Source organism: Polyangiaceae bacterium, assembly GCA_020633205.1.
Taxonomy (GTDB): Bacteria; Myxococcota_A; Polyangia; order Polyangiales; family Polyangiaceae; genus JAHBVY01.
Window position 1 is genome coordinate 699,496 of sequence record JACKEB010000011.1, and the last position, 20,007, is coordinate 719,502.

Consider the following 20,007-nt stretch of genomic DNA (forward strand, 5'->3'; position numbering starts at 1 on the left):
TGGCGTCCTTTGGGGGTTCAAATCTTGTCAGTGACAGCTCGCCGTCTGCGTCGGCTGAGGAGGCCCGCAGCGAGCCCCAAGCCGAGCAGCAGCCAGTTGCTGCTCGGGGCTGAACCGGCGGTGCGACAACCACAGCCCGAGTCGTCGTTGCTGCCGTCGGCGGCGTTGCTGGCGGCGCCACCCGAGGTGCCCGCTGCGCTGCCACCCTGGCCGCTGCCACCCTGCCCACTGCCACCCTGTCCGCTGCCTGCGGTTGAGCTGCCGCCTTGGCTACTGCCGGCGGTCGCGCTGCCGCCCTGGCTATTCCCCGCGGATCCTCCGCTCGCCATACCGCCGGATCCGCCGCTCACGCCGGCGTCGGGGTCTGGCATCACGCTTGGGTCGTGCCACTCGTAGGCTCCCACGTCGATGCCATTGCCTTGAGGGCGCGGGATGCCTTCGATGTCATGGGTCGGCGCGTTGTCCGTCGTTCCTTGGTCGATGGCTGGTGAGTTGTCCAGCAGGTGCACGTCGTAGGCGGCGGGGTCAACGAAGAACTTCAGCGGGTCGTCGATGATCACGTTGTGGTCTTCGGTGACGCCGCTCGCGTTCGCGAGATCCGTCGTGAGGTTGTTCGCGACCAGGCAATTGACCGGAGCCGTTCCGTTCTTGTGGTTCTCGATCTTGATCCAGGGAGGCCCGGGGTTGCTGGTGTTGGGGTCGAGCACCGTGTTGTTCACGATGCGCGAGTTGCGCGCTCCGTACAGGCTGATGCCGTGCCAGTGGTCGGTGATGATGACGTTGTTCTCCACCACCCAGTCGACGAAGGTCCCGTCAAAGCAGCCAATGCCCTGCAGCGGTCCTCTGAGCGGCTGATTGGGATCTTCATAGTTGATGATCACGTTTCCGCGCAGAACGATACCGGTGACCTCTCCCGTGCCGACGCCGCCAGGCCCGTTGGACCACGACTGGAAACCGTCGTCGTGGTTGTCGTTCACGTCGTAGCAGTTCTTCACCAGGTTGTACTGGAAGGTGGTGTAGTCGCCGAGGCCGCGCATGCCGTCGCCGGAGAACGAATCCACCACGTTGTGCTCCACCAAGGAGTTGCTCGCGCCCACGCTGAGGCCGAAGTTCACGTTCTTCAGCTGGTTGCCGCGCAATGTGATGTTCGTACCGTCCGCGTTGATCCCGTTCACCGCCTTGGTGTCCCAGTCGTTCGCCGTCCAGCTCGAGGCATCGGCAACGGACTGCAGCTGGCAGTCCTCAACGATGATGTCCGACACCGGCCCGCTGTAGCCGTGACTGTCGAGGTCGATCATCGTCGTGCGTTCATAGGTGGGCGCGTAGTCCGGGCTGAGCAACAGGCCGCGCACGACCCAGTTTTTTGCCGCGCGGATGAGCAGCGAAGAGAGCTCCGGTGACTGCCCCGGGGCCGCGGCGATGGTGATGTTGCTGGCGTTGTAGTAGCCGGTGATGTCCACGGCGCCGTGGTAGCCGCTCAAGAGCCAGATGGTGTCGCCCGCCTTGATCGGCGCGCTGGCGTTCTTCGGTTCGAGTTGCGAGCCGCTCGAGTCGTACGGCAGGTTGTCCCAGTTTTGGCTGGCGATCAGATCGGCTTCGACGACCTCCTGCAGGGTTCGCCACGGGTTGCCTTGGGAGCCGTCTCCGCTTGGACTGCCGTTGGCAGGGTCCACGTAGAAATCGGCTGCGAAAGCAGCGCTGCCAAAACTCAGGACGCAGCCGAAAGTCGCCGCGCCCACCCAGAGTCGCCGTGCCATGCAGGGAGTTTACCTAGTTGGTCGATCTCTCTGACTTACGCCGACTGCGCGTATTTCAAGGCCTGGATTTAATAACAAATACAAGGGTTTATGCCGCGCGCTTGGACCGCTTCTCGCTACGCCAGGCGCATCGCCTTGCTGACGCAGGACGCCGAAGGTCTGCTTGCTGCGGCTCGCACTCCGGGATTCAGCGCTATGCTGCGCCATGCTTTCGACGAGCCTGTTGCTGGGTGCCCTGGTGGTATGCGCTGCGTTCGTAATAGTGACTGGTCTCCCCGTATCCGCGCGGCGAGGTACGGCGCTACTCGGTGTGTCCCTGGTGCTTGGCGCGAGCTTCGCTAGCGTCGGTTGCTCGAAGCCACAGCCTCCGACCATCACGCCGAAGAAGGGCACCATTCAGTCCATCGGGCCGACGGGTGTCACCCTGCGCCTGGAGTTCGACGCCTACAACCCGAACGGCTTCGACCTCAACGTGCAAGCGGTGAAAGCCAAGGCAACCTTCGACGGCAGCATCAAGCTCTCGGAGGTCACTTCGCCAACTGCCATCTCACTGCCTTCCAAGGCGACCAGCCCGCTCACCGCCGACGTGACCATCCCCTTCAACAGCCTGCCGGCCTTGATGAACCTCGCAGCCAGCAAGACCGAGGTGCCCTACGTGATTGAGGGCACGGTGACGGTCGGTGGCAAGAGCCTGAACGTGAACCTGCCGTTCACCATGAAGGGCAAGGTGACCCAGCAGCAACTCGTTACCGCGGGGATGAATAGCATTCAGGGTCTACCGGGCTTGAAAGGCTTGATTCCCGGGCAATGAACGCCTCCGTCGAGAACGTGCAGTTCACGGCGACCTCGCCTCGCCTCGCGTATCAGCTGCGTGGGAAGGATGCGCCGGGCGCGCCGGTGCTTCTGATCATGGGCTTCGGCATGCCTGGGAGCATGTGGGAGCCTCAGCTCGATGGCTTGAGCGAGCACCACCCGGTGGCTTGCTACGATCATCCCGGCATTGGCCGCAGCGACTCGACAGGGCGACGCTCGTCGATGGGCAAGCTCGCTGGCGATGCGCTGCGCGTGCTGGATGCTTTGGGTTGGCGGCGCGCTCATGTGGTGGGTGTGTCCATGGGAGGCATGGTCGCGCAGCACCTCACGCTAGCTTCGCCTGAGCGAGTTCGCAGCCTGAGCTTAATCGCGACCCACGCGGGTGGACCGCTCGGCCTCGTGCCAACGCTGGAGGGCTTGCGGCTCTTCGCCAAGGCTAATTTGCTGCCGGTTGAGAAGCGCCCGGCGGCGCTGATCGAGCTTTTGTATCCGCCCGAGTTTCGCGCCAGCGTGCGCTTGGAGGTGCTCTCGGAGCGCATGAACCGCGGTCTGAAGAGCCGCGCCAACCCAAAGACGCTGCGCGCCCAGTTGCTTGCCATCTTGAGGCACGACACCCGGCGTACGCTTCAAGGGATCCGCACGCCGAGCCTCGTGATCAAGCCCGCGCGGGACATCCTGGTGCGCCCAAGTCACAGTGATTTGCTCGCAGCGCGTATCCCCAGGGCAAAGAAATTGACGCTGCCAGACGCTGGGCACGGCGCTGTGTTCCAGTGCGCAGAGCGTGTGAACAGCGCGCTACTGGAGCACTTTGCGGCGGCCGACGTCGACACATGATGCGCCGCTTGGGTCAGCTTGGGCTGCTCGCGTGCGCCTGGGGCTGCGGCGAGAGCGGTGCCGCATCTCCCCCCGTCGACCCCGGCTTGCTCGATGTCGCTGAGCTGCCGCTCTTGAGGGTCTACGGGCCGCCGGGCAGTGGCGAGCGGGGCACACCTATCGCTGGCGGAAAGGACATCGATGGCGACGGCCATGCCGACTTCGTGGTGGCGTCGTTCTTGGGCACACCCCCGGCCAGGGACGGAGTGGGCCGCACCTCGGCTGGCATCGCCGCGATCGTCTTCGGAAACGGGGAGCTGACTGGAGAGGTGGACGCATCCGTCCCCGGTAGGCGCGTGCTGCATGTCTACGGTACTAACCTCGCGGAAACGGCAGGCAACGAGATCTGGCTGGACGACGTCACCGGTGATGGGCTCGCCGATGTGCTGATCGGACGTCAGAACTTCGCGCCAGATCTGGCGAGCGGCGAGTTCCCGGGCGCCGTGAGCGTGCTTGCGGGGGGCGCGGAGCTCCGCACGTTGAGCGGCGGAGTGCTCGAGCTGGGAGCGCCAGGCATCGCCACCGTCACGACCTTGCTCGGGGACGCCGATGGAGACCGGCTCGGGGTGTGGTTTCGCAGTGGAGACATCGACGCCGACGGGACCGCGGATCTGGTGCTCGGGGCGGATCAGGTCTCCCGGGGGACTGACACCCACCAAGGGGCGGCGTACGCGCTGCGGGGCGGCGCCTGGCTCGGCAGCGGAGGAACGCTGCGCCTTGCAGACGCGCCCGCCGGGAACTTCGCCGAGCTGAGCGTCGAAAGTATCCCTGCGGAAGCACATCTTGGGGCGACCTGCCAGCTCGCGGACCTCGACACCGACGGTCACGCCGATGCCATCGTCGCGGCGACCATCGACCGCGCCGGCGCTGGGGTCCCACCCGACGGCGCCCACAGCAAGCTCACACACCCGAGCGGCGGCGTAGAGCATGGTGCCGTATGGTTCTTCCCGGGGCAGGCGATTGCAAGCGCTTGGCAAGCGGGTACTCGTACTACGCTGGCTAGCGGCTCACTGCGGGGGGATGACAAAGGCGTGCGCTTCGGTGAGGAGATTGTCGGCTTGGGCGATATCAACGGCGACGCCCAAGCGGACTTGTTCCTGGGCGACATCGTCGGTGGTGGTGCGGGATCCATCTTGCGTCCTCGAGCCGGTACGGCACACGTGGTCTTCTCTGCAGCTGAGCTCCTGAGCGGTGACCACCAACTCGAGCAGCTCCGCAGCGCGGGCCGATTGTTCGAGGTAGTCGGCGCGCAGGGAGGGGACATCACCGGGGACACCGCGGTCGCCGGCGACTTCGACGGAGACGGCGTGGCGGATGTTGCCATTGCGTCACCTCACGCGAGCCGCTCGGGGCGCAACTTCGCTGGCATGGTGCACGTGATCTTCGGAGGTCAGCGCTTCCCAGCGCTGCTCGATCTCGCCGCGCCAAACGCGCCGGAACTTCGCTGGGAGCAGCTCCTCGGAGCCCATGGCAACGATGGCCTGGGCCAGGGCGACATCTTGGGGTACAGCGCAGCGAGCGCCGACCTGGACGGCGACGGGATCACGGATTTGATGCTGAACGAGATGACGGGCGATGGACCCGCGGGAGTCGACACCGGCAACCTGGTGGTGATTTCCGGGCGCGCCCTGCGATCGGAGCCATGAGCGAAGCGAACTCCAAACTAGCAGACCGCGACCAGCGCCTGATGGCGGCGATCACTGACGGCTTGTTGCTGATGGTCACGTCAGCGGCCGGCCTCGCCATCGCGTCTCGCTTCATGGACCTGGATATCGCGGATCCCGACGCTGGCCTGCGGTTTCAGATCGTCGCCCTGGTGTCTTCGCTGCCGATGAGCGCAATCCAGTGGTACCTCGTGGCGACCAGTGGCCAGACCATCGGCAAGAAGATGCAGCGCATCCAAGTGGTGCGTATGGACGGCAAGCCGGTTGGCTTCGTGCATGGCGTCGCGCTCCGCAGCTGGGTGCTCGGCGCAGTAGGTATCCTCGTCGGATGCATTCGCATGATCGACTACCTGTACATTTTCCGCGAGGATCGCCGCTGCATTCACGACTTGATCGCGGACACCAAGGTGATCGCGTTGCCGCCCCTCGAGACGCAGGCAGACCCAGCGCGACCGAGCTAAGTTGGCTCGCGGCGCCGTAGGTCGATGAGCGGGGGGAAGAAACTGCGCCGGAGAGGACACTGCGCTGGAGAGGACACTGCGCCGGAGAGGACACTGCCCCTCACCCCCGAAAGAAACGCTCAGGCTTCCGCAGTGACGTCTGCAGGAGGCGTAGGCGGCTTGGGCTGCTTCTTGTGCGCGGCCAAATCTAGAGGTGAGGTCTGACCGGCGAGGACGGCGACGCGCACCGCCTGATGGGGGAACTGGGCGTCGCCGGTGAGCGCCTCGACGACCTCGCTGGTCTTGGCTGAGCCGGTGTTCGTAATCGCGATGGTGACGATCAGCGGCACCACGTCACCGACGAAGCCTGCTTGATCCAGCGCGGCGTATGCCGCCTCGTCACCCAGGGTGAGCGCCAGCACGTACTTCCGGACATCGACCTTCTTGCCGATCCCCTTGATGGTGCGCAGCACCACGTGGCTCTCAGCGGCGTTGAATTCCGCGACTCGTTGCTTCAGAGCGGCGACCCCGCCGAAACCTTTCAGCGCCGAGCGTGCGAGAGCGATGACATAGCTCCCCGCGGTAATGACTCGGGAGAGCGCCGGGTCGTTCGGACCAAGCTTTGCCGCGCCGCTGAAGCGTAGCCCGCCGCCAGCGGCTGCGTTGAGCCGTGAGAGCATCACGTCCGTCTCCGGTGCGTCGATCAGCTTGAGATCGATGAACTCATCGAGGGTGGGCACGCCGAGGCTCAACGCGGGACCGTAAGAGAGTTCTGGCTTCGGGTTGAAGCCCGCAGAGTAAGACACGCGGAGCCCTGCGCGCTTGAGGACTCGGGCGAGTTCGCGCCCCATGTCGAGGTGGCCGAGGAGCGCCGCGGGGCCCGTCTTGCTGAAGCGCAGGCGATAGCGCTCCGCAGGGCCACCAGCGCGCTCCGGGCGGAACGCTTCGGGGTTCTGGCGCCGGCGCTTGGCTTCTGCGCGCGCCTCGTGCACTAGCGGTAACTTGGCGCGCTGTCCGGGTTCCGTCGCACCCATCTTGGTGAGGAAGCCGATGCGCTCGCTGCGCATCTTGCCCATGTCACAGGCGACGCCGCAGTCGTAGCAAACCAGGCGCCGCTTGTCGGTCTCTGCTTCAGCCACGTTCGTGTGGTGAATGAACATGCCGACGGCTTTTCCGCACGGAGGAGACAGGCGGCTCTTGAGCGCCTTGCGGTACTCCTTCGCGAGGAAGCCCTCCTCCAGGCCGACATCGATGTGGTCCCAGGGCAGCCGCGCCGTGACGGGGATGGTGCCCAGGTACTTCTGGGTGTCGATGCCGAAGTGCTCGAACGCCTCCTGCCAGACTTCCATCTTCAGGTGGTTGTCCCAGCTGTCGAAGTGCGCGCCGTTCAAGTACGCGCGCTCGACAGCATCCGCCAGGCTGCGGTCGCCGCGTGCCAGCACGCCCTCGAGCACGCTGGCGACGGAGTGATGCACCCGCAGGCCGAGCTGCTTGTCGCTGCGAGCCGCGTCCTTCAGGAGCTGCTGCTTGCGCGAGACTTCATCCAGCGGATCCATCGCGCACCACTGGAAGGGCGTGTGGGGCTTCGGCACGTGGGTAGAGACGCTGACGGTGACCTTCGCACGGCCTCGTGAGTAGCGTCTCCCTACGGAAAGCGCGTTGAGGCCGACCTGGACGATGCCCATGACGTCCTCGTCCTCTTCCGTCGGCAGGCCGATCATGAAGTAGAGCTTCATCTTGTCGAAGCCCTTGGAGAAGGTGCGCTCCGCCGTTTCCAGGAGCTGGGCCTCGGTGACGTTTTTGTTGATCACGTCACGCATGCGCTGGGTGCCGGCCTCTGGGGCAAACGTGAGCCCGCTGGCGCGTACCTTGCGCATGTCTTCGAGCAGGTCGTCGGCCAGGCCGTAAGCGCGCAGCGACGCAACGCCCAGGCTGACGCGCTCCGGCGCCGTCTTCTCCACCAGCTGCTTGATCAGCGGGCTGATGCACGAGACGTCTGCGGTGGAGAGCGCTGTGAGGCTCACTTCGTCTTGCCCGCTCTTTTCTAGGGCTTTGACTACCGTGTCGATGACCTCTTGCGGGTCACGCTCGCGCACCGGGCGGTAGATCATACCGGCCTGGCAGAAGCGGCAGCCCTCGGTGCAGCCGCGCGCGACCTCGATGCTCATGCGGTCGAAGATCGCTTCGGGGCCGCCGACTGGGCTTTCCGTCGGGAAAGGAAAGTCGGCGAGGCTCTTGACCAGCCGCCGCTCCACGGGGAATGGCAACTCCGGCTCGCTGGGCTGAGCGACGACATGAAAGCCCGTGTCGGTTTGCAGTTCCGTGCGGTAGAGGCTGGGGATGTATACGCCGGGGAGTTTGGCGAGCTCGCGTAGGCGCTCTTCCCGTGACAAACCGCGCTTTTTGCCTTCAACCCACAAAAGCGTCAGCTCGGTGGTCACCTCTTCGCCGTCGCCGATCACCACGGCATCCACGAACGGCGCCATCGGCTCCATATGAGTCGCCACGGGGCCGCCCACGACGATCAGCGGATCGGCGTCGCTGCGGTTCACGGCGCGCAGCGGAATGCCGCCGAGGTCGAGCATGCGCAGCACATTCGTGTAGGTCAGCTCGAACTGCAGGCTGAAGCCGACCACATCGAAATCGCACAGCGGGCGCGCGCTCTCGAGGCTCACCAGCATCTGCCCGTGGTCCAAGAGCTGCTGCTCGAGATCGACCCAAGGCGCATAACAACGCTCTGCCAGCGTGCGCGGGTGGTCGTTGAGGATCTTGTACAGGATGCGGAAGCCGAGGTGGCTCATCCCGATGTCGTAGATCTCGGGAAACGCGAGACAGACCTTCGCGTCGACTTCGCTCCAGGCTTGTTTCCGCGTGCCGTGCTCGGCGCCGGTGTAGCGATTGGGCTTTTCCACCTGGTGGAGGAAGGCGGCGTACGGATGATCGAAGAGCTGCATGGGGGATCTCGTGGGGGCTGCTTCCCGGCGTCGTCGATGCCCCTCCGCGTTTGGGGGTGAGGCGCGCTGCTTCTATCGACACCGACCAAAGGAGCCGTGCACGACGAACCGGACGGCGTGCCTAGCGCGCAAACGCGGGTGAAGCGACCGCCAAAGGTGACGCCGCGGAAGGTTTGAACACTCGCGTGCTCAAGTCAAACTCCCGGCGATGGGGTCAGACGTTCAGCGGACCATGGTTGTGTCCGAGGTGGCCTCATGATTCGCGAAGAGCTCGAGGTGACCACACTCCGTGCAGCGGTGGGCCTCGATGGCCAACGGCTGCTCCCCGCGTACGTCGATGCCCCCGCCGCGCATCGCCGCGAAGAAACCGCGACGCGCCTTCGCGATGCCTTTCACCCAGACCGCTGCCCACATCAGCGAAGCGCGCGGGCTGACGAGTTCTCCCGTGTCGGGGATGTAGCCCGTTTCGAGTTCGCCACCGCACGCGGTGCACTTCGCCTGTGTGTGCAGAGACATGGATCTTGAGCTACTTCTTCGTGGGGTCGACCTCGGGCATCAACATCGTCCCGCCGAACTTGCCTGGCGACGGCGGCGCTGGCGGCGCGCCGGGCGGAGGCAACGGTGGTGCTGGCTGAGGTGACGCAGCGGTTGGCTGGAAGCTTGGCGGAGCGCCAGGAGGCGGAGCGCCAGGAGGCGGAGCGCCTGGAGGGGCAGCTGGCGGGCCACTCGGCTCTGGTCCACCGAAGCCTGCTGGCGGCGGGCCGTAAGGATTGGACGACACCGCGGCTGAAGCTGGCGGCGCTCCCGGGGAAGGCGCGGTTGGGACGCCGCTATTCGGGTTTGCGTAGCCGTCGGGTTGATAGCCCTGTCCGCTGAACCCTGGCATGCCGGGCGGCGTCGCAGCGGGCTTCTTGCTGCGGGTCACGAAGCCTCCGATGAAGCCGCCAATCCCGACCAAGCCCATCAAGAAGCTGGTTCCCCACGCGACGTTGCGGATCATCGAGAGGTTGTCGCCCTTCTCGCGGAGGCGTGCGGTAATCGACGAGCTCGAGCCCACGTACACGATAGCGATCGCCTCCGCGCGGTAGGCTTTGTTGGCTTGGTAGTGGAAGTAGCCTCCAACCCCTCCAAGGACGAAGGAGAACAGGAGCGCGCCAGCACCTGCGATGAACAGCAGGATGGGAAGCTTGCTCGACTTGGGTTGCGCGGGAGCCGCGGCAGGCATGGGAGGCTGCATTCATCACAGACTACCCCGTGCGAATGCCGCCTGGAATCATCAAACCGACAGGGCGGTGTCAGGCTTCGCGTCGAAGCGGCAGAACAAGGCCTCCGCCGCAGGTATCACGATGTGCCGCAACGCCGCGGCGGCGACCAAGTGGCCACGTTGCTCGGACAAGACGCCCAGGGCTTCTGCCTCGAGCGTGCTTGTCTCCTCATTCGATGGTTGTGTCTCCACAAGCTGAGCCGCGATGGTCTCTCTTAGCAACCGGCGCGTCGGTGCGACGAGCTCTGGGTGTTGTTCCAGCAGCCAGGCAACGCTGCGCCACGCTAGCGCTGCGTGCTGCGTCTCGTCCTCAGCTACGCCGCCCAGTGCATCGGCGAGCTCTGGATCTTCCGCCAAGAGAGAGGCCTCGAGCATGCGTGCGGCGGCGATGGTCTCGCCGATACAGCCTTCGATCAGGGTTGTCTTCAGCGTGTTCCAGGCGCTCCCGTCGTCCAGCGCTTGGGAGATGTCCAACGCACCCGGCTGGCGATCGGCGCCGAATCGACCCGCGATCGCAAACGCCAACTTGGCGTGGCGGAGCTCGTCAGCCATCGCTGACTGTGCGCCTTCGATCAGTTTTGCCGGCGCGCCCAGGCCAAGCAGCTGCAGCGTGAAACGCGCAAACGCAGCGACCGAAGCGTGCTCCATTGCGGCCATCTCCAAGTAGTGCGCGTGAGCCGCTTCTCGTGCCTGGGCGCTGACTGGTGCCCTGCCAAGGTGCGCGCAGACACCCTGCGCGTTCCACTCGGTACCGCCGCGAAGCGTTGCCGTGCGGATTTGGCCTGCGACCAGGAAGGGTCGCCCCTCCACGCAGGTGTCCAGTTCGCAACTGCGCTTCGTGCCGTCCCAGAGGCACAGCTCCCCGGGTCCGCAGTCTGCGTAGGTGAAGCATTCGTCTTTTTCAGTAACGCACGAGTACCCAGCCCCGCCGCACTCCGTGCGATAAGCCCCGCAGACGCTATTGGGGCAGTCGGCGTCCGTCCGGCAGCCTGTGGTCGGTGTGCAAAAGGACACCGCATCCACGCACGCGCAGAGTTCGTTCTCCCCACAGTCTGCATCCGACTCGCAGGCGTACCGGCAGTAACAGGTTTGTCCCTGGGCACAGTAGCCGTTGGGCGCGTCCGTGCAGTCGCTGTCGGTGTCGCAGCCGCCGTAGGGCTCTCCACCGCAGCTCACGCCTTCACGTGGCAAAGCCAGCTGGCAGGCCACTGCCTCGGGGCGGTGTTTCAGTCCATTGTTGCAGAGCGCAAAGCCTTGCTCTGGCGCGATCGAGTCCTCGCACTCGAAGCTGAATTCTGAGCTGGTGGTCGCACCGCACCCTAACCCCCAACCTAGAGAAAGCAGGAAGCTGGCGGACAAGGCGGTGATCGGGAGCTTGAGCTGCATGCAGCCATTTAGAGCAAGCGACGTGCCGGCCGTGAAGGCGAACTCGGTGGTCAGCGCAAGGGAGCCGATTGTGCGCCTTGGCGCACTCATTCGCCGACAAAAGCGCGAGCAAATGCCTACGCCCGGGGACCTTGCGGGCGCGCAGCTGTTGCGTGCCGGTTTGTGCCATTTGCCCTGGCGCGTCCCCTGCTATGCCATGGGGTATGCAGATTTCGGGGCGGCATGTGCTGGTGACGGGCGCTTCTTCAGGCATCGGAGAAGCGCTGGCGATGGAGCTAGGAGCGCGCGGCGCGAAGGTGACGGTGGCGGCGCGGCGCGTCGAGAAGCTCGAGGGCGTCGTCAACACAATCCGGGAAAAGGGTGGCGAAGCGAACGCAATCCGTGCGGATTTATCTCTGCCTGGCTCTGGGCTCGAGCTGGCCCGCCGAGTGCGGGACGACTTTGGTCACGTCGACATCCTGGTCAACAACGCGGGCGTGAGCGGCGGGGTCAGTCAGTTTACCGAGAAAAACCCTGCGGAAATTCGCGAGTGCATCGAGGTGAACTTCGCCCAGCCTATGGCGCTGACCCATCAGCTGATTCCTGGCATGGTGGAACGCGGATACGGCTGCTTGGTTTCCGTGGCCACGGCGTCGGTGTTTTTCCCCACCAATTTGGCCTCGGTTTACATCGCCACCAAGCGGGCGCTGGTGAGCATCGACGAGGTGCTGCGGATCGAGCTCGCTGGGAGCGGTGTTCACGTGCTCACTGTGTTCCCAGGCCCGGTGGACACCCCAATGCTGACCAAGCTGATGGCGACGGATCAGCGAGCCGCGAAGGTGCTCGGCCCGTTCAAGGGCACCACCGACAAGCTTGCGAAGCTCACAGCGAAAGCCATCGAGCGGGAACGCGAGAGCATCGTCTATCCAGCGCAGTTCGGCGTTGGCCGCTGGGTTTCGCCGATCATGGGCACGATCATGGCGCGGCTGTCTGCGCCTTTGGGCTTGAACCGCTAAGCGCTGGCTTCGGCGGCGCAGCGCGTCCAATGCCCCTGCAGCTCGGCGACAGAGAGTCGCTTCTAAGGTCCGATGTACTGCGTGGCGCTGTAGGTGTGGGTCGTCCGGGGCAGCCGTTCTACGCATGCCGACCTAGGTCCTTCATTCGGTCTCGAGCGATTGTTTTGCGTGTGGTTTTTAACGGCGCAGATCGCCTCGGCGTGTGCCGTATTACTCATACGTGCTCAGGTTCGGGCACCTGGAACATGGTAGGTTTGTGGGATGACCAGACGACTGCGGTTGCGCACTGAGCAAAGCCTCCTGATTCGCCACTCTGTCAGGGGCGCCTCCGGGCTCATGACAGGGGCCTGCCTCAGCCTGTTCTTGGTCAGCGCCTGCACGATCCAGTCAGGGCGGAGCAGTCGGCAGTCTCCGCAGCCGCCGCCTGGCCAGTACGCAGTGCCAGCCCAGGCGCCACCTCCCGCTGCGCCCCCACCGGTTCGGGCGCAAGCGCCTGCTGCGCCGCTGGGGTTCACCCTCCCCATTCCGCCGAACATCGCCGAGCTGCCGCTGCCTCAAGGATGGACCATGGTCAACGGCATCCCAATGCCCGTGGTTCCCGGGCTGACGCCAGGCCAGCCAGCTCCTCAGCCCGGTCAGCCGTCATCGACTCAGGCGCTCTCCTCTTGCGGCTCGGTCAACGTCAGCGGCTCTCCCATCTTGCTCGACTGCGTCAGTCCACAGTACGGCTTCGTACCCACAGCCTCCAAGCCGCTAGTCAACCGCAAGCGCTTTGACGCCGGCTCGAACTACGTCGGGGCTGAGCCGCTGCCGACCAGTGTCGATCATCGTTCCGCGGGGAAAGAAGGCCCGGTGCGTGATCAAGGCCCCGTGGGCGCGTGCACCGCGTTCAGCCTGGCCGCATCGGTGGACCACGCCATCGCTCAGTCGGGCGGTACGCCAGGCAACGTTTCGGTCATGCAGATCTGGGGCCGCTACCATTACCCGTCGATGCAGTCCGCTGCCGACGCGAACCGCAACCAACCGCTCAGCATTGAGTCGAACTGGAACTACAGCGCCAAGACGGCGTGCTCCTGGTACACCGGCGGCTACTGCGACTGCGGGTCGATCACGGGTACCTCGTGCAACCAACCCGTGGACAGCGCGAAGCTTTCCAGTATGGATAAAGCCGCGAACGTCAAGATCACGAACATCACGGAGATCAACGTGATGGACCCCGCGGAGATCAAGGGCGCCCTGGCAAAGGGCCAGAACGTGTGGTTCGCGATGTACGTCGACAGTCGTTTCCAAGACGTGCGCGGAAAGAACGCGGTGATCCCCGACGGTGACTTCAGAGCGAGCCGCTCCGGTCACGCGATGGTGATCGCTGGCTACAAAACCCAAGGCAACGGCACCTACTACCTGCTGCACAACTCCTGGGGCACGCGCTGGGGCGACGGCGGCTACGCTTGGATCCTGGAAAAGACGCTGCTCACGAACATGAAGTACGGCTATCTGGTCGATGTCTCGACCAGCAACCCGTCGACTCCGGACAAGCCGAATCAACCGGGTGAGCCCACGCCTCCCGCGCAGAACCCAGGCCAGTGCCCAGCTGGCACCGTGCCCGACAGCGGTGTCCCGCTATGCCTCCCGCCGTGCCCCGACGGCAGTCCGCGGCACTTCAACACCTGTCCTTCGCCTCAAGCAAACACCGGCTGTGGCCCTGGCGAGGTGAACATCTTCGGGTTCTGCGTGACCTCGCCGGTTGCTGGCGTCGGCTCCGACTCAGCGACGGGTGTGCACTACACCTGCGGAGCGGGCGGCTGCACCTACGCGGTTCCGTACGGAGTTGGCGGCTGCCGCTCCGCGCTGTGCACCCGCTCGTGTCCCTCCCCGAAGTACGTGCTCACCGCGGGTACCGTCGGGTTGGGCTGCTCTGAGTGACCTGCTGTCCCGAGCCGCAGTAGTCCCGAGCCGCAGTAGTCCCGAGCCGCAGTAGTTTCTGAGTACCTGCGGTTCTACGGCCCGTCATTCTCGAGACAGCGTCCTTTTGGAGTCTGCCTGCAGCGCCGGACTGGAACGTCACTACGAAACCCAGCGCATCGCGCACGGGTCGCGTACTCGAGTGTCACGGCGCTTGTCAGAGGGCGACAAATCCGGTCCGCCCGCGTTGGTCCAGTTACCTAGGTTTCGGCTTTGTGTCAGAGTGACCGCCGTTCGGGGCTCGAGGATTCTGCCTCGCCGTGAACGGAGGTAGGCATGAGGGACTTCCGGTGGCTAGCGCTGGCGCCGCTGTTGTGCGCCATGGGCTGTGGTGGTGGCGGGGAAGAAGCGCCTGGTTTGGTGGCACAAACCGGCGGTGTTGGAGGCGCGGCGAGCGCTGGTAGCGGCGGCGCTGGAGCCGCGGCGGGTGCGGCGACTGGGGGCACCGGAAACAGCGCTCAGGGTGGCGGCGCTCAAGGGGGAGCGGGGCAAGGCGGATCCGCCCAGGGTGGTAACGCGGGGAGCAGCGCCGGCGGTAGCGAGCAAGGTGGCAATCCAGGCATCGGTGGCAGTGGCGGCACCCCGGCTCCACCTTTCCCCGCGGTAACAGATTTCGCTGCGAAGGGCTCCTTCGCGACTACCAGCAACGGAGAGGGACCGAGCTGCACGATCTTCCGTCCAGAAGTTCTGGGCGAAGAGGGGCGAAAGCACCCGATCATCCTCTGGGGCAACGGCACCACAGCAGCCCCGCCGATCTACGCCGGTGTGCTCACCCACTGGGCCTCACATGGCTTCGTAGTTGCTGCGGCAAACACCTCGAACGCGGGCACCGGCAAGGAAATGCTGGCATGCCTGGACTACCTGACGGACGAAGACGCGAAGAGCGGCAGCGTATACGAGGATAAGCTCGACCTCGCGCGAGTTGGTACCAGTGGCCACTCTCAGGGCGGTGGAGGCAGCATCATGGCCGGCGCCGATTCGCGTATCAGCGTTACGGCTCCCCTGGAGCCGTACGTCACCGGTTTGGGCCACGACCCCGCCTCGCAGAAGAATCAGCACGGTCCGATGTTCCTGATGAGCGGTGGCAACGACGTGATCGCTCCGCGCCCGATTCAGCAGCAGCCCGTCTTCGACAACACCAATGCGGACGTGTTCTGGGGCACGCTGAAAAACGCAGACCACCTGATCGCTGCCGTCGGAGACATCAGCGACTTTCGTGGTCCCGCGACCGCCTGGCTACGTCTGCATTTGATGGACGACGAGAGTGCCCGCCCGATCTTCTACGGTAGCGGCTGCTCGCTGTGTCTCAGCCCCGGCTGGACGATCGAAAAGAAGGGCATCCAGTAGGCGCTCACTTGCGTCGGCGGCGCGCCGCGACTCCAGCGACGCAGAGCCCGAGAGCCAACCATGCGAGCGAGGAGCCACTGGTATCACTGGTGGTGGCGCAGGCGCCGCAGCCTGACGGCTTGGGCTCCGCGGGCGGGGCGCTCGCCTCGTCTTTGCACCACACCTCGCGCCACACGGAAGCGCCGCCAGCCTGGCAGCTTTTGTGTAAGCCGTCCTTGCTCAGCGCTTCGCATTTGTGCGGTTCCGCGTGGTAAGTGTCGCACTGCTGGCAGTTCGTCAGGCCCTTGGCCTTCTCACTCTCGACGCTGCAGTCCGGTTCGGGCTCGACGGGAGCGAGATCCGCCCAGGCCAACGAGGACGTGCTGAGCGCGATGCCAAACACCAAGCTTGCGGTTGCGGTACGAAGCGCAGACATGCTCCTCAGCATACGGCATCCTACGTTCATCGAATCACGGATCTGCTCTCCCCCCAAGAACCGGAGGGTCCAGCTCCAAAAGGATCACCGCCAAGGGCGCCAAAAGCGCCAAGAATTTCTAGCAGCGGGCTCTGGTGACCGGACGCTGGGCGCCGCAGGTTGGGAGCCGCGGATGCCGCAGAGCACGAAGGTGCTTGATACTCTGCCGCCCGGTGCCTTGGGTCACGAGCCCGAACCCTCGGCGTCCTTGGCGTCCTTGGCGGTTCCCCCCTACTCAGCGCTCCGTAGCGCTGGCGACGCTACGCCGTTGCCCAGCCCAGAAGCTGCGTGACCCTCGCCGCGCTGCACGGCGTCCATCGCCCAAAACACTGCCTCCGCAGTCGCTGGGCTGGCGAGGGACACCCCGGATCGACATTGCTCCACAGTTGCGAAACTTGACACCGCCTGACGCAACGCCTCTCGGGCGCTGATGGCCAGCATGAACGGAGGCTCGCCCACCGCCTTCGAGCCGTAGATCACTCCAGGCTCTTCAGCGCGTTCCAAGAGCTCGACGTGGAACTCATCTGGGCACTCTCCGAGGCTCGGCAGCTTGTAGGTGGACGCGTTGACGGTGCCGAGCTTGCCGTCAGGAGCCCACCACAGCTCCTCCTGGGTTAGCCAACCAAGGCCTTGGATGAAACCACCCTCCACCTGGCCGCGATCGACCAGAGGGGAGATCGAGCTGCCGACATCATGGAGAATATCCGTGCGTAAAATGCGATACATGCCGGTGAAGCCGTCTACTTCGACCTCCGTCACGGCGGCGCCATAGGCGAAGTAGTGGAACGGCTTGCCTCGCCCTTTGATGCGGTCGTAGTGAATCTCAGGGGTACGGTAGAAGCCGGTGGAGGACAGCTGGATGCGGTCCTGGTAGGCGCGCTCCACCGCCTCCGCGAAGCCGATCCGGCGCTCCTCCGCGGATGCGCCGCGCGCATGGATGGCGCCTTCGGTGATCAGCAAATCACCCGGGTCGTGACCCAAGAGCCGCCCCGCGACCTCGAGCACTCGCTCCCGCAACGTGCGGCACGCGTCGGCGACGGCTGCGCCGTTCAAGTCCGTTCCGCTCGAGGCTGCGGTGGCCGAGGTGTTTGGCACCTTGTCGGTACGCGTGGGCATGATGCGCACGCTCTCAAGGGGGATCCCCAGGGTGTGAGCCGCGACCTGCCGCATCTTCGTGTGCAGGCCCTGGCCCATTTCAGTGCCGCCGTGGTTCACCTGGACGCTGCCATCCCGGTAGATGAGTACCAGTGCGCCGCCCTGGTTGTAGTACTTGGCGGTGAACGAGATGCCGAACTTGACCGGCGTAACAGCTAGACCGCGTTTCCGTGTGGAGCTACTGGCGTTGAAGGCGTTCGCTTCTTCCCAGCGCTGTTCGAAGGCGCTGGTTTCCAGCAGGCGGTCCCAAATCCGCTGAATGCGACCCGCGTCTTTCACGGGCTGGCCGTAGTGAGTCGTGTCCCCGTCGCGGTAGAAGTTCCGCTCGCGCACGACGTGAGGCGGCAAGTCGAGCTTGCGCGCGACGGCGTCCAGCGCGTCTTCGATCATCACCATGCCCTGGGGACCGCCAAAGCCTCGGAACGCGGTGTGCGAAGTCGTGTGCGTCTTCGCCACGCGGCCCACCACGCGCAAGTTTGGGATGTTGTAGGCGTTGTCGCAGTGGAAGAGCGCGCGCCCCAGCACCGGCGCCGACAGGTCCAGGCTGTACCCGCCGTCGCTGGTCAGCTGCAGATCAAACGCCTGAATTTTCCCCTGATTGTCAAAGCCGATGCGGTAGCGCCCAAGAAACGGATGGCGCTTACCTGTCAGGATCATGTCCCGCGCACGGTCCAGGCGCGCGCGTACGGGGCGACCCGTGAGTCGCGCGCCGAGGGCGGCTACTGCCGCAAAGACGTTGGCTTGGACCTCTTTGCCCCCAAAGGCACCGCCCATGCGCAGGCTCTGCACGACGACGCGGTTCTTCTCCACGCCCAGCACCCGCGCGACGATCTCCTGTGTTTCCGTAGGGTGTTGAGTCGACGACTGCACCAACACCGACTCCGCCTCGTCGAGGTAGGCGAGGGCGCACTGCGTCTCCAGGTAGAAGTGCTCTTGCCCACCGACGAAGAACTTTCCCTCGAGCGTCTGGTGCTTCGCGAACGCCGCCTCGACGTCACCGCGTTCGATGCGCTCTGCTTCCGTTAGGTAGCTGTTCGCTGCCTCCGCGGCCTCGATGCCGATGATCGCTGGTAGCGGTTCATACTCGACAGCGACCTGCGCCGCGCCTTGGATGGCCGCCTCGTTACTCTCGGCCAGGACCCAAGCCACTGGCTGGCCGTGAAACTCTACTTCCTCAGGGAAAAGTGGTTCGTCGCGGCGTGCGGCGCCGGTGTTGTTCTCTCCCAGCACGTCCGACTGCCCGAGCACCTTGACCACGCCGGGGTAGCTCCAGGCCTTGCTCGTGTCGATGCTCAGGACCTTGGCGTGAGCGTGAGGCGACATCACCGGCCAAGCGTGAAGCAGCCCGGGAAAGCGCGAACACAGGTCGTCGGTGTAGAGCGCGCTGCCGGTGACGTGTCCAAGCGCGCTCTCGTGGGAGACGGATTTGCCTACGCTGCTCATCATCCGACCTTTCTGGAGCTGGATTGCGCGGGGGAGTCCGGCGCGCTGTCGAACCAAAACTTCTCAAGCAGCTTGCCCACCATGGCCTGGCGATAACCCGCGCTGCCGCGCTGGTCGCTCATGGGAGTGAACGCTGTTTCGAGCGCTGGCAACGCCAGGCTCAAGGCGGGTCGACCCCAACGTTGGCCGATGAGTGCCTGCTCTGCTGCGGTTGCACGGATCGGTGTCGCTGCAACCCCACCGTACGCGAGCCTGGCGCTCTCGATCACACCCAGCTTGGTGCGCAGGGCGAAGCCCGCCGCCACCGTCGAGATGTCATCCAGCTCGCGCTTGGACACCTTGTAGAAGCGGGCGACGTCGGGCTGCGGAAGGGGGATCCGCACGGATGTGATCAACTCGGCTTCTTCACGCAGCGTCTTGCGGTAGCCGGTGAAGAAATCGCACAGGGGTACCCAACGGGTGCCCGCCTTGCCGGCCAAGCAGAGCTCTGCGTCGAGCGCTAGCAGCGCCGGTGGTGAGTCTCCGATGGGAGACGCGGTGCCCAGGTTGCCGCCCAGCGTCGCTCGCGCGCGAATCAACCGGGAGGAGAACAACGGGAGCAACTCGCCGAGCAGCGGTACCTCTTCCGAGAGTTCCGCTTCGATGCGTCCCAAGCTGACGCCAGCACCGATCTCCAGGTAGGCCTCACTGCGCTCGATCCGTTGCAGCTCTTCGATGCCTTCCAGGAGCAACATGCGGTCGAGCCGGCGGTGGCGCTGGTTCAGTTCCACGACGATATCTGTGCCGCCTGACACGAGGTAGGCATCGGGGTGTTCCGCGAGGTAATCGAGCGCCTCGCTGAGCTCGGTTGGGCGGAACAAGAAGCGTGCGAGGTCGTCGCTCTCGTGTGCCAGCTCGAGCTTTTCTACCGGTGGTGGCGGCGACTCGAGGCGCTGCGCGAATTCGTCCCCGCTCCCTGGCTGCAGCACGGGTAGGCTGCGTCCTGCGTCGACGATCGGGCGGTAGCCTGTGCAACGGCAGAGGTTTCCGCCGACGCTCTCCTTGTCAAAACCTGTAGCCGAGCGATCCTTGCGGTAATACTCGGCAAATAGGCTGACGACGAAGCCGGGCGTGCAGTAGCCGCACTGGGAGCCCGCCTTCTCGATCATCGCCTTTTGGACCTCGTGGGGCTCGCGATCCAGAGACGCCGCAGTGCCTGGTGCCCTCACCCCCTCCACTGTGATCACCTCACGACCGGCGACGGCACCGAGCAGCAACAAGCAGCTGTTGACCGGCACGTAGCGTGAACCCCCGCCGTCCTTCTCGAGCAAGGCGACGGCGCAAGCGCCGCACTCGCCCTCTGCACAGCCCTCCTTCGTTCCGGTGCGCCCCTGATCGCGCAGCCAGTTGAGCAACGTGGTGTTGGGATCGACGTCGCGTGCGACGACTTGCTGCCCGTTCAACGTGAAATGGATCGTGTGCATGGATTCGAATCTCTGGGGGCCACCGGCTCCGTCGCGC

15 protein-coding genes are annotated in these 20,007 nt (G+C 65.0%); 7 read left to right on the forward strand and 8 right to left on the reverse strand.

Going from position 1 to position 20,007, the window contains the following annotated elements:
* Positions 1–17: 17 nt before the first annotated feature.
* Positions 18–1,757, reverse strand: coding sequence for a right-handed parallel beta-helix repeat-containing protein (locus tag H6718_09605; GenBank protein ID MCB9585643.1), 1,740 nt, complete (start codon positions 1,755–1,757; stop codon positions 18–20).
* A 205-nt stretch (positions 1,758–1,962) separates the two neighbouring features.
* Between H6718_09605 and H6718_09610 the strand changes: the two genes are divergently transcribed.
* The 4 genes from H6718_09610 to H6718_09625 are packed head-to-tail and all read left to right on the forward strand — an operon-like array spanning position 1,963 to position 5,568.
* Entirely contained in the window at positions 1,963–2,568 is a 606-nt protein-coding gene (locus H6718_09610) for an LEA type 2 family protein (protein ID MCB9585644.1), read from the forward strand.
* Positions 2,565–3,404, forward strand: coding sequence for an alpha/beta fold hydrolase (locus H6718_09615; GenBank protein MCB9585645.1), 840 nt, complete (start codon positions 2,565–2,567; stop codon positions 3,402–3,404). The genes H6718_09610 and H6718_09615 overlap by 4 nt, the downstream gene beginning before the upstream one ends.
* Positions 3,401–5,089, forward strand: a complete 1,689-nt coding sequence (locus H6718_09620; protein ID MCB9585646.1) for an FG-GAP repeat protein — start codon at positions 3,401–3,403, stop codon at positions 5,087–5,089. Before H6718_09615 ends, H6718_09620 begins: the two co-directional genes overlap by 4 nt.
* Positions 5,086–5,568, forward strand: a complete 483-nt coding sequence (locus tag H6718_09625) for an RDD family protein (protein ID MCB9585647.1) — start codon at positions 5,086–5,088, stop codon at positions 5,566–5,568. The genes H6718_09620 and H6718_09625 overlap by 4 nt, the downstream gene beginning before the upstream one ends.
* 119 nt (positions 5,569–5,687) lie before the next feature.
* Here the strand turns inward: H6718_09625 and H6718_09630 are convergent, their stop codons facing one another.
* The 4 genes from H6718_09630 to H6718_09645 form a co-directional block, all read right to left on the reverse strand.
* Entirely contained in the window at positions 5,688–8,501 is a 2,814-nt protein-coding gene (locus H6718_09630) for a TIGR03960 family B12-binding radical SAM protein (protein ID MCB9585648.1), read from the reverse strand.
* A 222-nt stretch (positions 8,502–8,723) separates the two neighbouring features.
* On the reverse strand, positions 8,724–9,017 hold the full coding sequence (locus H6718_09635) for a hypothetical protein (protein MCB9585649.1): 294 nt from the start codon (positions 9,015–9,017) through the stop codon (positions 8,724–8,726).
* A gap of 10 nt (positions 9,018–9,027) precedes the next feature.
* Positions 9,028–9,738, reverse strand: coding sequence for a hypothetical protein (locus H6718_09640; protein ID MCB9585650.1), 711 nt, complete (start codon positions 9,736–9,738; stop codon positions 9,028–9,030).
* Positions 9,739–9,777: 39 nt separating this feature from the next.
* Complete coding sequence (locus tag H6718_09645) at positions 9,778–11,151, reverse strand: ferritin-like domain-containing protein (GenBank protein MCB9585651.1); 1,374 nt, start codon at positions 11,149–11,151, stop codon at positions 9,778–9,780.
* Between the two features lie 203 nt (positions 11,152–11,354).
* On the opposite strand from H6718_09645, the gene H6718_09650 reads away from it, so the two are divergent.
* The 3 genes from H6718_09650 to H6718_09660 all read left to right on the forward strand — a co-directional run bounded on the left by H6718_09650 (position 11,355) and on the right by H6718_09660 (position 15,455).
* Positions 11,355–12,146, forward strand: a complete 792-nt coding sequence (locus H6718_09650) for an SDR family NAD(P)-dependent oxidoreductase (protein ID MCB9585652.1) — start codon at positions 11,355–11,357, stop codon at positions 12,144–12,146.
* 336 nt (positions 12,147–12,482) lie between these two features.
* Complete coding sequence (locus H6718_09655; GenBank protein MCB9585653.1) at positions 12,483–14,069, forward strand: hypothetical protein; 1,587 nt, start codon at positions 12,483–12,485, stop codon at positions 14,067–14,069.
* A gap of 315 nt (positions 14,070–14,384) precedes the next feature.
* Positions 14,385–15,455, forward strand: coding sequence for an alpha/beta hydrolase (locus H6718_09660; GenBank protein ID MCB9585654.1), 1,071 nt, complete (start codon positions 14,385–14,387; stop codon positions 15,453–15,455).
* Between the two features lie 4 nt (positions 15,456–15,459).
* On the opposite strand, the gene H6718_09665 is transcribed toward H6718_09660, so the two are convergent.
* The 3 genes from H6718_09665 to H6718_09675 form a co-directional block, all read right to left on the reverse strand.
* Positions 15,460–15,870: a hypothetical protein gene (locus H6718_09665; protein MCB9585655.1), complete on the reverse strand. Its 411-nt coding sequence runs from the start codon at positions 15,868–15,870 to the stop codon at positions 15,460–15,462.
* Between the two features lie 270 nt (positions 15,871–16,140).
* The gene (xdhB, locus tag H6718_09670) at positions 16,141–18,507 is read right to left on the reverse strand and encodes a xanthine dehydrogenase molybdopterin binding subunit (GenBank protein MCB9585656.1); all 2,367 of its coding nucleotides are present in this window, start codon (positions 18,505–18,507) and stop codon (positions 16,141–16,143) included.
* On the reverse strand, positions 18,507–19,970 hold the full coding sequence (locus tag H6718_09675) for an FAD binding domain-containing protein (protein MCB9585657.1): 1,464 nt from the start codon (positions 19,968–19,970) through the stop codon (positions 18,507–18,509). The genes xdhB and H6718_09675 overlap by 1 nt, the downstream gene beginning before the upstream one ends.
* Positions 19,971–20,007 lie beyond the last annotated feature (37 nt).